Here is a 13,280-nt window from a genome sequence, read left to right as displayed (position 1 = left end):
TCAGTCCCCCATGTTGCGCGGCCAAGGCGGGATCCGCCAATCCAGACTCAGCGCCAAGAGGCGCAGCCCGGTCGTGGTGCCGGCACCCGCCAGCAAGGTCAGCCAGGGCTCGGCGCCGAGGGCATCGACGCCGATGAAGACCCAGCAGCCCACGAAGGCGCAGAGCGCATAGGGGCTGTGATCCTGGAACACGACCGGGATCTCGTTGCAGAACACATCGCGCAGCACCCCGCCGAAGACGCCCGTCACGACCCCCATCATCACCACGACGATGAGCGGCATCTCAGCCGCCATCGCCAGCGCGGCGCCCGAGACGGCGAACAGCCCGAGCCCAATGGCATCCGTGACGTTCATAACCCGCTCCGCCCAACGATGCCGCATCAAGCCGAGCAAGGGCGAGCCGATCAAGGTCAGCACCAAGACCAGCCAGACATACTCCTGATGCTGCACCCAGAAGAGCGGGCGGCGGTCGAGCAGCACGTCACGCAGCGTCCCGCCGCCGAATGCGGTCACGAAGGCAACGGTGAAGACCCCGACGATATCCATCCGCCGGCGCGCCGCCTCGATAAGCCCCGAAACGGCAAAGGCGATGATGGCGCCGATTTCGATGATGGTCAGCATGAGCCTTCGATTCCGCCCGGCGCACCGTGCTGCCCGCCAGGATCGAGGCACCATTCGGTTCGGATCCTTCCTCGCGGTTCGACGGCTCTCGGATCCATTATGCTATGGTCACAACACATCATCTTCGTCGGTCGGGAGTTGCGGGCATGGCCACCACCTCCTTCGATACATTGAAATTTGTCGAGAAGCTCAAATCAGGGGGAATTTCTGAGGATCGGGCGAAGGTCATCTCCGAAGCGTTCCGGGATGCGTCCGGAGAAGCAGAGCTGATCACAAAGAAAGACCTGCAGATCGAACTTGCGCCCGTCCGGTCGGACATCAGCCTCATCAAGTGGATGATGGGGATCCTGCTCGGAGGCGTGATGGCCCTTTTGCTCAAGTCATTCTTCCCCGCGTAGCCGACACCGCCGACGGCAAACCCACCGCGCTCGGCACGGTCTAGCGGATGCGTAGGATGGGTAGAGCGCAGCGAAACCCATCCTTCCGGCACCACGCCCAAAACGAGGAACCTCGCCCGAGCGCAGCGAAACCCATCCTTTCCGTGCCGCCACCCGGATTAGGCGGTTGAGCTGTGAGGATGGGTTTCGCTGCGCTCTACCCATCCTACATACTTCGGTTGTTCTTGAATCGTTCCCTTGGTTATCCGAGGCGCGACACATCCCGCACGGCGCCGTGGGCGGCGCTGGTCGTCAACAAGGCGTAGGCCTTGAGTGCCGTCGAGACCTGACGCTGGCGGTCGAGCGGCTTCCAGGCCGCCGAGCCGCGTGCCTCCATGGCGGCCCGGCGGGCGGCGAGGGTTTGGTCGTCGACGGCAAGATGAATCCGCCGGCTCGCGATCTCGATCTCGATCGTATCGCCTTCCTCCACGAGTGCGATCAAGCCCCCTTCGGCCGCCTCGGGCGAGACGTGGCCGATGGACAGCCCCGAAGTGCCGCCGGAGAAGCGCCCGTCCGTGATGAGTGCGCAGTGTTTCCCGAGCCCCTTCGATTTGAGATAACTGGTCGGGTAGAGCATCTCCTGCATGCCGGGTCCGCCCTTGGGTCCTTCGTAGCGGATGACCACCACGTCGCCTGCCTTGACCTGCTCGGTAAGGATGGCGGTCACCGCATCCTCCTGGCTCTCGTAGACACGGGCCGGCCCGACGAAGGCGCGCAGAACCGAGGTCGGCACGCTGGTGGTATAGCGCAGCTCGTCCTTCTCGATCGCGTCGGATTCGAACATGCTCGGGTCGACCCCGGCGGTCTTCACGATACAGCCGTCCTCTGCCAGGTTGCCGAAGAGCACCGCGAGGCCGCCGTCGCGGCTGTAGGCATGCTCGAGATCACGGATACAGCCCTCGGCGCGATCCAGGTCCAGATCCGGCCAGAGCTGCGCCTGGCTGAAGGCGACCTGGGTCGGGATTCCGCCCGGCGCGGCCAGATAGCGACGGCGCGCCTCCGGATCTTCCGTGTAGCGCACGTCCCAGCGCGCGAGCGCCTCGCCGAGGGTGGCGCTGTGCACGGTCGGCAGATCGCGATGGATGAGCCCGGCACGGTCCAACTCGGCGAGGATGCCGATCACGCCGCCGGCGCGATGCACATCCTCCATATGATATTTCTGGGTCGAGGGCGCGACCTTGCAGAGATTGGGCACGCGACGGCTGAGCCGATCGATGTCCTCCATGCTGAAGGGCACGCCGCCCTCGTAGGCCGCCGCCAGCAGATGCAGCACCGTGTTGGTGGATCCGCCCATCGCGATGTCCAGGCTCATGGCGTTCTCGAACGCCTCGAAGGTCGCGATCGAGCGCGGCAGCGCGCTGGCGTCGTCCTGCTCGTACCAACGGCGCGCGAGCGAGACGATCAGACGGCCGGCCTCCAGGAAGAGATCCTTGCGCGCGGAATGGGTAGCGAGCAGCGAGCCGTTGCCGGGCAGGCTGAGCCCGAGCGCCTCGGTCAGGCAGTTCATGGAATTGGCGGTGAACATGCCGGAGCAGGAGCCGCAGGTCGGACAGGCGGAGCGCTCGAGCTCGGCAACCGATGCGTCACTCTGCTTCTCGTCACCCGCGGCGACCATGGCGTCGACCAGGTCCAGATGCAGCTCTTCGCCGTTGCGCAACACCTTGCCGGCCTCCATCGGCCCGCCCGAGACGAAGACCGCCGGGATGTTCAGACGCAATGCGGCCATCAGCATGCCGGGCGTGATCTTGTCGCAGTTGGAGATGCAGACCAAGGCGTCCGCGCAGTGGGCGTTGGCCATGTACTCGACCGAGTCCGCGATCACCTCGCGCGAGGGCAGCGAATAGAGCATCCCGCCGTGACCCATGGCGATCCCGTCGTCGACGGCGATGGTGTTGAACTCCTTCGCCACGCCGCCGGCCGCCTCGATCTCGCGCGCGACCAGCTGGCCCATGTCCTTGAGATGGACATGCCCGGGGACGAACTGGGTGAAGGAGTTGACGACGGCGATGATCGGCTTGTCGAAATCCCCGTCCGTCATGCCGGTGGCGCGCCAGAGCGCGCGTGCGCCGGCCATGTTGCGGCCATGGGTGGTGGTGCGGGAGCGGTACTGGGGCATGAGAGGCTACCTGGCGGGGGGATAGGATCCCGCCAAGTATACCCGGCTAAAACGCGCTCGGTAGGGCATGGCGGGTTTGGTGTTCGGATTCGGCCTCGCGCGGTAAACAACCTCGGCAAGGGCGCGTTTTAGAATCTTAAAATCATGTCTTGAACCGCGTCCGCGCCGAGCTCGAGTGACGGGTCGAGGTCGCGCCCGACCACAACCCGCACCCGGGGCACGAGACGCGGTTCAACAACACTCCGTCTCGAGGACGTCGAGCTCGGCGATCAGCTCAGGCGCGTCGAGACGGTCGAGCAGATCGCGGATGTCGTTGAGATGACAGTGGATGTGATAGAGCTCGTCGTGCGCCGGCCCTTTCTCGCCGTCGAGCTTGGCCGCGAGGTAGGTCCAGAAGGGGTCTTGGCGATCGGGGTCGAGCATCAGGTCGCGTAGTCCGGAGACGAAACGCTGCGCCCGTGCGTCGCAGTCGAGTCCGAGGAAAGAGATGTAGCGGTCGCTGAAAGCAGGTGTGTTTGCGGTCGTCATCGTGGCTCATGAAGCGGGTGATCGGGAACATTTCGATCATGCTAAACCGGGCCCGGTGCGGTATGCGATCTTTTTTGTCTGTGTCGGAACCGAGACGCTGGAGCGGTTAGGATGGGTTTCGCTGCGCTTTGCCGGTGCCGGAACCGAGATGCTGGAGCGTGTAGGATGGGTTTCGCTTCGCTCTACCCATCCTACGGCCGGTTCGGGTGCTTGGGGGTATAATCGCGTGAGCTGTTTGGCTTCAAAGCGGCCCGGGGTTGGCTCCTGTCGAGCGGCCTGACCGAAAACGGCCGTCCACCATCGACGATTCCAAGGCGGGAGAGTATCTATGACCGGAGAGACCCTGGCAGCAGGCGAGCATAAGGGCGATCGAAAGGGGCGGGGGATCCCGCTCGGCGAGGCGGTCGATGCACCGCGTTCGCAGTTTACGAGTGCAGACGGCTGGCGGATCGCCTATTACGCCGACACCTCGGCGAGCGGGCGCCCGCTGGTGCTCGTTCACAGCGTCAACGCCGCGCCGAGCAGCTTCGAGGTGAAGCCGCTGTTCGAGCACTATCGATCGCAACGCCCCGTCTACAGCCTGGATCTTCCCGGGTTCGGCCACTCCGAGCGTCGCCCCGCGGGTTACACCCCGCAGCTCTTTGCCGACGTGCTCGGACAGTTCCTGGATCAGGTCGTCGGGCAGCCCGCGGATGTCGTCGCCTTGTCGCTGAGTGCCGAATTCGCGGCACGCATGATTGGCTCCAAGCCCGGCTCGGTCGCCTCGCTGGCCCTGATCGCACCGACCGGATTCAGCAAACGCGTCCCGCCGGGGCCGGGGTTCGGTCGGATCGTCCACCCGATCCTGAAGACGCCCGGACTGAGCCAAGCCCTCTTCGATCTCGTCGCATCCAAGCGCAGCATCCGCCACTACCTCGGACAGTCCTTTGTCGGCGAGCCGACACAGGAGATCCTCGACTACGCCTACGCCACGTCACATCAGCCGGGAGCACGACACGCCCCACTGGTCTTTCTCTCGATGCAGCTCTTCACGCCCGAAGCGGGCGACCGGCTCTACGCCAAGCTGACCGATCTGCCTGTGCTCGCCATCGCCGACCGCGACCCCTACATCGACTTCGAGCGGCTCGACGACTTCATCGCCCGTCACCCGAATTGGTCCCGCCAGCGATTGGCGCCGAACATGGGCCTGCCGCAATGGGAGCGCTTGCCCGAGACCGTGGCAGCTCTCGACGGCTTTTGGGCGAAGTCGGGCGGTTAAACCGCGCCCCACGCGGTATGCGATCTTTTTGGATGGGATCGGCCCCGGCAGTTTTGACGACCGCTGGAGCCGGCGCGGTTTAGGTGATTTCGGGGAAAGGATCGACCGGCGTGATCACCCCCGTCTTTCGGTTCGCCGCTAAACTGTTTCGACCTCGAACCCCACCAGGGCACGCCGCTCGCGACTGAATTCGATGCCGATCAGATGGATGGGCTGGCCGGCGGCGCGGTACTTGTCCGCGTAACCACGATCCTTGATCTGCTGAAGTGCCCGTCCCTCGGGCGCCAGCTCCACCACCTTGAATTCAAACAGCCAGATCCGGCTGTTGAACTTGAGGGTCAGGTCGATCCGGCCTTGATTGGCGGAATCCTCCGGTGTCAGGTCCAGCCCCAGCGCGGCAAGGTGGCTGTAGAAGACGCTGGCGTAAAAGCCCTCGTATCGGGCGATCGGGTGGCCGTCGTGCCACTGATGCGGGATGGCTGCGAAGAGCGCCTCCACATGGGCGCGCAGGGCGCTGAAATCGCCACTCACCAGCACGTCGTAGAGCCGGCTGACGGCGCGATCGGCCTGCATGGGGTCGCCCATCAATCCCTTGAGCAGGGCGTCGTTCAATGCCGACTCGACCTCCAGGTTCGGGTACCCCAGGCTGTATTCGATGCGTGCGCCGATGCGTCGCGAGCCGGTCAAGGTGAGATAACCGCTCTGCCACAGCAATGCCTCGGCCGACATGCTGTCCACGTCGAAGGTCGACAGCAGTGCCTCCGAGGCACGCACGCCGGCCAGATCGGGCGTGAAATAGCCGCGCGTGGTGAGCAGATCGACCAGAAAGGTCGGCGTGCCGGTCTCGAACCACCAGGAGCGAAATTCGCGTTTCTGAAACAGCAACAACAGATCGAAGGGGTTGTAGACGGGCGCCCCCGTCCAGTTGTAGCCGTTGTACCAGTCGCGCATCCGATCCCGGTCCAGGTTCTCGAGCTCCGGCGCAAAGATCGTATCCACATCCTGCTCGGTATAGCCGCAGATCGCGGAATAGGTTGTGTCCACCGTGATGTCGTTCAGGTTGTTCAGCCCGGAAAAGATGCTGACCTTGCTGAATTTGCTCACCCCGGTGAGGAAGGCGAAGCGGATATGGGCGTCCGACCCTTTGATCACCGAGTAGAGGTTGCGCAGCCCGTCGCGCATGGCGCGCGCCATGCCGGGGTCGCTGAGATTATCCAGGATCGGCTTGTCGTACTCGTCCACCAGGACCACGACCCGCTGCCCGTAGTGCGCGTGGGTCTTGCGAATCAGCTCGCCGAAGGCCCCGGCGATGTCGAGACCCGGATGCACCTCGACCGCCAAGGCCTCGCGGTTGATGCGGATCAGATCAGCGATGCGCGCCTCCAGTGCATCGCGACTCTGCAGCACACCCTCGGCAAAGCTGATCCGGATCACCGGATAGCGAGTGGACCAGTCCCAGTGCGGATGGATCGCCAGACCCCGGAACAGCGGCTCGTTGCCGGCGAACAGCTCGGCCAGGGTGTCGATGAGCAGCGATTTTCCGAAGCGCCGCGGACGCGAGAGGAAATACTGACTGCCTTCGTCGATCAATTGCCGGATGAAGTCGGTCTTGTCGACATAGTAATAGTCTTCTTCTCGGATCTTGGCGAAGGTCTGAATCCCGATCGGCAGTTTGCGGCGGTGCATGGGGAACCTCGGCAGGCTGGTGCGTGACGGGCGTAGCAGCGATTGAGCGACCCGATCTCAGCGTAACGGCTCGGCGATGGCCTGTCATGTACGCGAAGAACAACGCCGGCAAACGGCTTGCGGCCATCACCATCTCTTTGAGGTCGATCGAATATTGCTGCCGGGTCCAGATCAGGCCGTTAGGGTTCTTCAAGGTTGGGCGTTGGATCGCGCGCCATCCATTGGCGCAAGGGGCTGGCGTGTCCGTTAAACGGCCTCGCCGACCAGATCGCGATAGGCATACCAGCTCGCGTAGCCAAGCAACGGGAAGATCACGACCATGCCGACGAAAGCCGTCAGCGCGCCGACCAGCATCAGGCCGAGGATCAATCCCGCCCAACGCAACATCGGCCCGGGATTGAGGGTGACGGCCCGCCAGCTCGCCTGCACACCGGCAACCGGGCCGGCATCACGATCGACGATCAGCGGAACCGCGATCACACTGGCCGCGAACACCGCCGCGCCAAGCAAGGCGCTGCTCACCAGCGTGAAAAGCATCATCAATGGGTCCATCCCGCCTCCCAACAGGGTCACATAGCCACTGGAGGTCGGCGCCAGAGTCGTCACTTTGATGGCAAAGATCACCGCCGTGGCCAACGCCCAGAAGGCGACAACGAACATCAGAAACAGCCCGAACAATGCCAGGCTTGAGCGCCGCTGACCATACAGAGCGAAGCTGGCGCGAATCCCGATCTCTTCACCGCCCAACTGGCGACGCGCGGTGACGTAGAGCCCAGCGGCCAGAAAGGGGCCCACCAGCAGGAGCACAATCAGAAACTTCAACGCCAAACCCGGCATCGCCTGGCTCATGGTCAGTGCCCCGAAACCGGCTAGGGCGCAGAGCGAACCGTAAAATAGACTGACGAAGGGCGTTTTCTTCAGTGTGCTCCAGCCTTGCCCGAGCCACTTCAGGGGTGCATTCGAGGCCACTCGCCGGATCGATAATGTATCGGCCTGGACGACATCCTGATGCGTATCGGTTGAGGGAAAGGGGATTGATTCTGTGGTCATTGCGAAGACTCCCGGGGTAGATGACGGCCAAGTCGGGCGCTCGTTTGAACCGAGTGTCGACTCGCCGGCCCTGGACAGGTTTAAGAAAATAGGAAAGTAAGAATATAAGGATTTACTAACATTAAAGCAAGTCCCTGATCACTGACTGCAGGAGAGGGATCTCAACGGCGCAGACGATCGGCCGGAAGTGACGCCGACGTTCATCGCGAAGCGCCGACATCCCCGGGATAGACGACTTGCAGTCGTCCTCTTCCGCCGGCCCGCAAGGTCGCTTTCAACGCGACGCACTCGGGTCTTCTCGATGCTCGCGGGAAACCTTGGTCCGTCCCTGGTTTCCCCCTGGTTTCCGCCAGGCCGGACTCTCTGGAATGTCACAAGGAAAGACCTGACCCCGATGTGAGTGTCGGCCAGTCGCCAGCGCCCGTTCCAAGCGAGCAACAGCGGGTGCCTGGGTTCCCATGCGCTCTGCAACCTGAGCCTGGGAAAGCCCAGCCTCGTGACGCGCCTTCAGCAGCAGATCGAGCAGGGCGAATTCTTCCCGTTCCAAACGCTCCACCTCGGTCCGTACACCGGGACGGCGCATCAGCGTCTCGATCAAGTCATCGTGGGTCTGCATGTTTAATCTCCTGCATGCGCGCCTCGGCGACACGCCGTTCACGTACGGGTGTCTTGGTGGTTTTCTTCACAAAGCAGTGCAGGTGAGCATTCCGTCGCGATCCGGTTGGCGCTACGGTGATCGAACAGGCCGACTGGAGATCCTACAATGGGATTAGCGAATGACGACCCTAGCGCTTGAGCGCAATAGCGGGCGGTAACGGCGGACGCTCATGGCAATCCGGCCCCCAGAAGGAATCCTCGTCGGCTTGGAATGTTTCGTCCGCTTCCTTGAGGGAGAAACGATCGATCTTGCCTTCAGCGATCAGATCCATCAGCCGATTCGCTTGATTGCGATCATATTCGGCCTGCATGGCGGTCTTATCCGGGTGGTCTTCCAGCTCGACGAGCAGATCACCGCCATGCTCATTACAGAGTTCGACCGCGAGCCGGGAGATTTTGAAGGGTGTCCTCGAATCGATCCAGATGAAGAACCGATAGCGGTAGCTGATATCCCAGACCGGCGCCTGAAGATCCCCGGCAATCGAGCCCATCTCCTCCTTCAAGGTCACCTGGGTCAGATACTGCAGCCACTTCAACACCGACCAGGTCAGACCGTAATCGCGCCAGGGGCGCACGAAGTGGCCGGCCCCAATGAAGCCAAGCACCCTGTTGAGTAGCGCGTCGGGGTGCTCTTGGGGTTGGAAGCCGGCCAGAGCCATGGCCTTACCGATCGCGAAGCCGAGGCGATAGTCCGGACGCTCTTCCTTGGGGAGATTCCGGAACTCCCAGTTGCGGAATGGACTGTGCTCTTCTTCAGCACGCTGGATGAGAAACAGAAAAGCCGCCACGGAGAAGTGGGTCGGGAGTCGCGCATACAGCTCGCCGAGTTGTTGACGCAGCAGATCATCCAACCACACCACGGGCAGCAAACCGTCGGCGTTTTCGATTTGGTCGCTGAACACCCGCCATTCCTCCAGCGCATGCTCGGGGACTGCATCGCCCCATTTGTAGAACTGCATCGCCAACGTCCGGCGGTTCGTCGTTGGGTCTAACACGTAGTATTCATACCATCCGCGCGTCGACATGAGAGGCACCTCCAGATTCCCAGACGATTTTCGGCCCTTCGACACCCCTGCTCAGTGTTCCCCATTGATGTGGGGGCCGGATGCAAAAACCTCCTCGCGATACCCAGGGCTTGCCCCGGGCTAACATCGATCGCACCGTTGGCGCTCGACACAAACTGCCGCAACGCGGCTCTCCAAGCTCGCCCTCGCTGGTTTTGCTGACTTGATCACTTTGTGATTGGCGTAAGCGCTGATGCGGGTCGTGTAGGATACTGGTGGCCGGTGATCGTCGCGCTGGCCTGTTGCAACGCGGGCACATCGAACGCACGCGGATCGTCACGCCCGCTGTGTTCTGCGCCGAGGTGCTGTGATCAATGCCGGTTGGTTCTCTGACATCGGAACAGCGCGACGGCTTTGGTCGCTGGTTTGCCCGCGATTTTGCTCGGTTCTCGTCGTTGTCGTCATCGACCGCGATCACGACAACGACTGGATTCGGTGCTCGACTTCGGTGATTTCCGAGAAAGCCCGTCTCTGGCGAGACCGACAGAAGCCACCCCGCCGTAGGCGCGTGGCTTGCCCGCGCAAATGATGGCATGAAGCCCGCCGATGGCGGGATCGGCGAGGGTTTAGCGCCGGGTACGCCGACTTCAGTCGGCACCTGAGGGAGAGACCTGGGGGAGAGACCTGGGGGGAGGCGGACTTTGAGGTTCACAGTGAAGTTCATCTTACGTTGCACGTCCCCTACTTCTCCCCTGGAATGTCACAAGGAAAGACTTGACCCCGATGTCGTGCAGCGTTGCGCGGTCTCGCCGTGAAGATCGTCCATATCGCAGTCGAGTGCGCGCGCAAGGCGCGCCAGCAGATCGGCGGAGGGATTCGCTTTGCCGTTTTCCGCCATCGACAGCATCTGCCGGGTCGTGCCGGAGGCTTCGGCCAAGGCTTGGAGTGTCAATCCGCGATATTCGCGCCAGACCTTCAGCGGGGCCTCCCCCGCCAGCAAACGATCGACGAATGCCGCCGGGAAGGTCTCCTCGCTCGCGGCCGCCTTGGCATCCGCGATGTCTTGGAGCGTTTCCAGTCGCTCCAGCAATGTTTCCCATTCATCGATCGGCAACACGGCCAAGGCAGGGACGCCGTTCAGCTCGATAATTTGGACGCTCATTGATAGACATCTCCCCGTGGTCCGATCTTGACGACCAATAAGACCAGCTCGCCGTTTTGCAGTTCGCATATCGCGCGCCAGTTGCCGACTCGCAGCCGCCAAAGATCCGAGCCCGCGAGCGGTGTCCAGTCGCCGCGGTAAGCGCCTGGGTTCATCGCAATGGCGTCGAGTTCGGCTCGAATCCGCGTGGCGATCCCGGACGGCATCTTGCGCAGGGCCTTCTGGGATTGTTTGCTGAAGCGCAAGGCGAACATGACCACATGTTAAAGGCGCGCACGGAGTCTGTAAAGTATTGCTTAACATGCGGTGCGGGATTCGGGCTGGGTTTGGTGGTCTGGCCCGGTTTCTATCGGTTCTCCGATAGTCGCGGGAAACCGTGGTCCGTCCCTGGTTTCGCTTTCTGGTTTCGCTTTCTTGTGTCGCACGGTATCGTTTACTGCGGACACTCGCGCGGTGCGTTGCCTGTTTCAGGGTCTCATGGTATGAATAAGTCATACCATGCAGACGCCGCCAAAACATCGCCAGAGCTTCCTTACCCCTAAAGTACTCGTCATGCCTACCGTCGAAAAGATCACCATCGCACTCACCAAAGAGATCGCCGACAATGTCCGCGCTGCGGTCGACGCCGGCGATTACGCCTCCACGAGCGAGGTCATTCGCGAGGCCCTGCGCGACTGGCAACTCAAACGCACGTCGCAACAGGAGCAGGTCGAACACCTGCGCCGTTTGTGGCAGGCGGGGCTCGCTAGCGGTTCGGCCGGCCGGCTCGATATGGCCGAAATCAAACGCGAGGCACGCACGGTCAAAGCCTCGCGCTGAACCGCTCGCAAGATTGCACAGCCATGCACGATGTCACCATCAGCAACCAGGCACGAGAGGATCTCATCGCTATTTGGGAGTACGTCGCCGACAACAACCCGTCCGCCGCCGATCGCCTGCTCGACATGCTCGATGCGCGGATCGACCGCCTTGCCGATCATCCCTTCCTCGGCCCTGCGCGACCGGAGATCGCCCGCGACTTCCGCTATCTCGTCTGCGACGACTACCTCATCCTCTACCGAGTTCTCGCCGATGCGGTCGAGATCGTCCGTGTCCTCCACGGCGCGCGAAACCTAACGGCGATTTTCACGGACATCGACCCCCTGCCCTGACCACGCCATCAGAATCCCTCGCCGGCGAAGACTCGGACGCACCTTTCGCGCCACCTGATTAGCAAGGAACGTCCGCCACACGCCGGCGCAACCGTCGTCCGTTCGACAAAAAAAGCGTTTTCTATCGGTTCTCCGATGGTCGCGGGAAACCGTGGTCCGTCCCTGGTTTCGTGGCCACCCCAAGAAACAGCGTTGAGCGCCGGTTCCGCGTGCTGGATTACGGCCAGAACCCGCTCTTTTTGCCGCAGTTTTTGCTTAAGTTAGTGCCATTCTGGTCCGTCCCCGGTTTGCTCTGACCCCGATGTCGGGCTCTCGTCAGTCGATGTCGAGTTCATCTCCTGTCCGTGGCGATTCCCGACCAAGGCGTTCCAGCACATCCAGGAAGCGCGCTCGGTCGGCCCGAGCGGCGCGGTGCGTGAATACCTCTTCGGTCGCCAGCGCGGCCACCTTCTCAGCTAAGGCGGTGTTGATGAACTGGTTCAAGCTCACGCCGTCACGCTTGGCGGCGCGGCGTGCCGCCGCCAGAATGCTCTCCGGCGTACTCAAGGCGTAGTTACTCTTGCTCATGGCGCAAATTCCTCGCGATCTCGGCTGGGCGGCAAAGCGTGATCCCAAATCGGCTCGGTGCGGTCCCGAAGGCCCGGCACGTCCGGCCGACCGTGGGAAGAGTTGGCCGACACTGATCAGCTCGATCTGCCGATATAGCCCAGAAACCGTGGTCTGTCCCTGGTTTTCCCCTGCTGCGCGAGCTGCTCGACAGCCTCCAAAGCGGGGAGATCCTTCTCGGCGACGCCTTCTACGCGACCTATTTTCTGCTCTGCGAGCTGGTGCGCGGCGGCGTGGACGGGCTGTTCGAGCAGCACGGGGCGCGCAAGCGCAGCACCGATTTCCGCCTCGGCGAGCGGCTCGGCACGCGCGATCACCTGATCGTGCTGAGCAAGCCGACGAAGCGACCCGACTGGATGAGCCCCGAGGAATACGCGCAAGCCCCGGCGACTCTGAAGGTGCGCGAGTTTCAGGCCGGCGGCAAGATCATGGTCACCACGCTGCTCTGCCCCAAGGCGACCCCCAAGTCCATGCTCAAGGTGCTGTACCGGCAGCGCTGGCACGTCGAGCTGGATCTGAGAAACCTCAAGACCACGCTCGGCATGGAGCATCTGCGCTGCAAAACCCCGGCGATGGCGCTCAAGGAACTGTGGGTCTACCTCTTGGCCTACAATCTGATCCGGCTCTTGATGGCGCAGGCCGCTCTGCTGGCGGACCAGATCCCGCGCCAGCTCAGCTTCAAGCATGTCGTGCAGATTTGGATCTGCGTGCAGCAGTGCGGCGGCACACACGACAGCGTCTGCATCCATGCCCTGTTGGTGCTGATGGCCCAACCCCGCGTGGGTCGACGAGGCGGTCGGATCGAGCCGCGCGCCTTGAAGCGACGCCTGAAAAGCTACCCGCTGTTGACCAAGCCGCGGAAGATCGCGCAGGAGGAGGTCCGCGAACATGGCCACCCCAAGAAACAGCGTTGAGCGCCGCTCGCGCGTTGCGGATGACGCTCAGGACGGACTGTTTTTACAGCGGTTTTGGCTTAAGTTAGTGCCATTCGTGCGACACGAGGT

General features: G+C 62.6%; 14 protein-coding genes and 1 pseudogene. 5 read left to right on the top strand and 10 right to left on the bottom strand.

What is annotated here, in order from left to right; translation table 11 throughout:
• Positions 1-621, bottom strand: coding sequence for a trimeric intracellular cation channel family protein (locus BDD21_RS21225; RefSeq protein ID WP_120798859.1), 621 nt, complete (start codon positions 619-621; stop codon positions 1-3).
• Between the two features lie 146 nt (positions 622-767).
• On the opposite strand from BDD21_RS21225, the gene BDD21_RS21220 reads away from it, so the two are divergent.
• A complete protein-coding gene (locus tag BDD21_RS21220) occupies positions 768-1,019 on the top strand; it encodes a CCDC90 family protein (RefSeq protein ID WP_120798858.1) in 252 nt (83 codons plus the stop codon).
• A 241-nt stretch (positions 1,020-1,260) separates the two neighbouring features.
• Here the strand turns inward: BDD21_RS21220 and ilvD are convergent, their stop codons facing one another.
• Entirely contained in the window at positions 1,261-3,174 is a 1,914-nt protein-coding gene (gene ilvD / locus BDD21_RS21215; protein ID WP_120798857.1) for a dihydroxy-acid dehydratase, read from the bottom strand.
• Positions 3,175-3,405: 231 nt separating this feature from the next.
• A complete protein-coding gene (cowN, locus tag BDD21_RS21210; protein WP_120798856.1) occupies positions 3,406-3,702 on the bottom strand; it encodes a N(2)-fixation sustaining protein CowN in 297 nt (98 codons plus the stop codon).
• 328 nt (positions 3,703-4,030) lie between these two features.
• Between cowN and BDD21_RS21205 the strand changes: the two genes are divergently transcribed.
• Complete coding sequence (locus BDD21_RS21205) at positions 4,031-4,960, top strand: alpha/beta fold hydrolase (protein ID WP_120798855.1); 930 nt, start codon at positions 4,031-4,033, stop codon at positions 4,958-4,960.
• Positions 4,961-5,098: 138 nt separating this feature from the next.
• Here BDD21_RS21205 and BDD21_RS21200 read toward each other — a convergent pair whose 3' ends face one another.
• The 6 genes from BDD21_RS21200 to BDD21_RS21170 all read right to left on the bottom strand — a co-directional run bounded on the left by BDD21_RS21200 (position 5,099) and on the right by BDD21_RS21170 (position 10,773).
• Positions 5,099-6,646, bottom strand: a complete 1,548-nt coding sequence (locus BDD21_RS21200; RefSeq protein WP_120798854.1) for an ATP-binding protein — start codon at positions 6,644-6,646, stop codon at positions 5,099-5,101.
• A 246-nt stretch (positions 6,647-6,892) separates the two neighbouring features.
• Positions 6,893-7,495: a DUF2189 domain-containing protein gene (locus BDD21_RS21195; protein WP_170164853.1), complete on the bottom strand. Its 603-nt coding sequence runs from the start codon at positions 7,493-7,495 to the stop codon at positions 6,893-6,895.
• 475 nt (positions 7,496-7,970) lie between these two features.
• Positions 7,971-8,312, bottom strand: a complete 342-nt coding sequence (locus BDD21_RS28810; protein ID WP_245969730.1) for a helix-turn-helix domain-containing protein — start codon at positions 8,310-8,312, stop codon at positions 7,971-7,973.
• Positions 8,313-8,481: 169 nt separating this feature from the next.
• Entirely contained in the window at positions 8,482-9,312 is an 831-nt protein-coding gene (locus BDD21_RS21185; RefSeq protein WP_120798852.1) for a hypothetical protein, read from the bottom strand.
• Between the two features lie 805 nt (positions 9,313-10,117).
• On the bottom strand, positions 10,118-10,519 hold the full coding sequence (locus BDD21_RS21175; protein WP_120798851.1) for a helix-turn-helix domain-containing protein: 402 nt from the start codon (positions 10,517-10,519) through the stop codon (positions 10,118-10,120).
• On the bottom strand, positions 10,516-10,773 hold the full coding sequence (locus BDD21_RS21170; RefSeq protein ID WP_120798850.1) for a type II toxin-antitoxin system RelE family toxin: 258 nt from the start codon (positions 10,771-10,773) through the stop codon (positions 10,516-10,518). The genes BDD21_RS21175 and BDD21_RS21170 overlap by 4 nt, the downstream gene beginning before the upstream one ends.
• Positions 10,774-11,017: 244 nt before the next feature.
• On the opposite strand from BDD21_RS21170, the gene BDD21_RS21165 reads away from it, so the two are divergent.
• Entirely contained in the window at positions 11,018-11,338 is a 321-nt protein-coding gene (locus BDD21_RS21165) for a type II toxin-antitoxin system ParD family antitoxin (RefSeq protein ID WP_245969729.1), read from the top strand.
• A 23-nt stretch (positions 11,339-11,361) separates the two neighbouring features.
• On the top strand, positions 11,362-11,670 hold the full coding sequence (locus BDD21_RS21160; RefSeq protein WP_120798848.1) for a type II toxin-antitoxin system RelE/ParE family toxin: 309 nt from the start codon (positions 11,362-11,364) through the stop codon (positions 11,668-11,670).
• A gap of 315 nt (positions 11,671-11,985) precedes the next feature.
• On the opposite strand, the gene BDD21_RS21155 is transcribed toward BDD21_RS21160, so the two are convergent.
• The gene (locus BDD21_RS21155; protein ID WP_120798847.1) at positions 11,986-12,237 is read right to left on the bottom strand and encodes a hypothetical protein; all 252 of its coding nucleotides are present in this window, start codon (positions 12,235-12,237) and stop codon (positions 11,986-11,988) included.
• A 170-nt stretch (positions 12,238-12,407) separates the two neighbouring features.
• On the opposite strand from BDD21_RS21155, the pseudogene BDD21_RS21145 reads away from it, so the two are divergent.
• Positions 12,408-13,190: pseudogene (locus tag BDD21_RS21145) on the top strand (transposase); the annotation flags it as partial.
• Between the last annotated feature and the right edge of the window lie 90 nt (positions 13,191-13,280).

The organism is Thiocapsa rosea, assembly GCF_003634315.1.
Classification (GTDB): Bacteria; Pseudomonadota; Gammaproteobacteria; order Chromatiales; family Chromatiaceae; genus Thiocapsa; species Thiocapsa rosea.
The sequence above is the reverse complement of the archived record's forward strand: the minus strand, read 5'-3'. Positions and strand labels throughout refer to the sequence as shown.

Bases quoted from the DNA above. Each gene is read 5' to 3' on its own strand.
- BDD21_RS21225 (WP_120798859.1), bottom strand. From the start codon at position 621: ATGCTGACCATCATCGAAATCGGCGCCATCATCGCCTTTGCCGTTTCG.
- BDD21_RS21220 (WP_120798858.1), top strand. From the start codon at position 768: ATGGCCACCACCTCCTTCGATACATTGAAATTTGTCGAGAAGCTCAAA.
- ilvD (WP_120798857.1), bottom strand. From the start codon at position 3,174: ATGCCCCAGTACCGCTCCCGCACCACCACCCATGGCCGCAACATGGCC.
- cowN (WP_120798856.1), bottom strand. From the start codon at position 3,702: ATGACGACCGCAAACACACCTGCTTTCAGCGACCGCTACATCTCTTTC.
- BDD21_RS21205 (WP_120798855.1), top strand. From the start codon at position 4,031: ATGACCGGAGAGACCCTGGCAGCAGGCGAGCATAAGGGCGATCGAAAG.
- BDD21_RS21200 (WP_120798854.1), bottom strand. From the start codon at position 6,646: ATGCACCGCCGCAAACTGCCGATCGGGATTCAGACCTTCGCCAAGATC.
- BDD21_RS21195 (WP_170164853.1), bottom strand. From the start codon at position 7,495: ATGAGCCAGGCGATGCCGGGTTTGGCGTTGAAGTTTCTGATTGTGCTC.
- BDD21_RS28810 (WP_245969730.1), bottom strand. From the start codon at position 8,312: ATGCAGACCCACGATGACTTGATCGAGACGCTGATGCGCCGTCCCGGT.
- BDD21_RS21185 (WP_120798852.1), bottom strand. From the start codon at position 9,312: ATGCAGTTCTACAAATGGGGCGATGCAGTCCCCGAGCATGCGCTGGAG.
- BDD21_RS21175 (WP_120798851.1), bottom strand. From the start codon at position 10,519: ATGAGCGTCCAAATTATCGAGCTGAACGGCGTCCCTGCCTTGGCCGTG.
- BDD21_RS21170 (WP_120798850.1), bottom strand. From the start codon at position 10,773: ATGTTCGCCTTGCGCTTCAGCAAACAATCCCAGAAGGCCCTGCGCAAG.
- BDD21_RS21165 (WP_245969729.1), top strand. From the start codon at position 11,018: ATGCAGACGCCGCCAAAACATCGCCAGAGCTTCCTTACCCCTAAAGTA.
- BDD21_RS21160 (WP_120798848.1), top strand. From the start codon at position 11,362: ATGCACGATGTCACCATCAGCAACCAGGCACGAGAGGATCTCATCGCT.
- BDD21_RS21155 (WP_120798847.1), bottom strand. From the start codon at position 12,237: ATGAGCAAGAGTAACTACGCCTTGAGTACGCCGGAGAGCATTCTGGCG.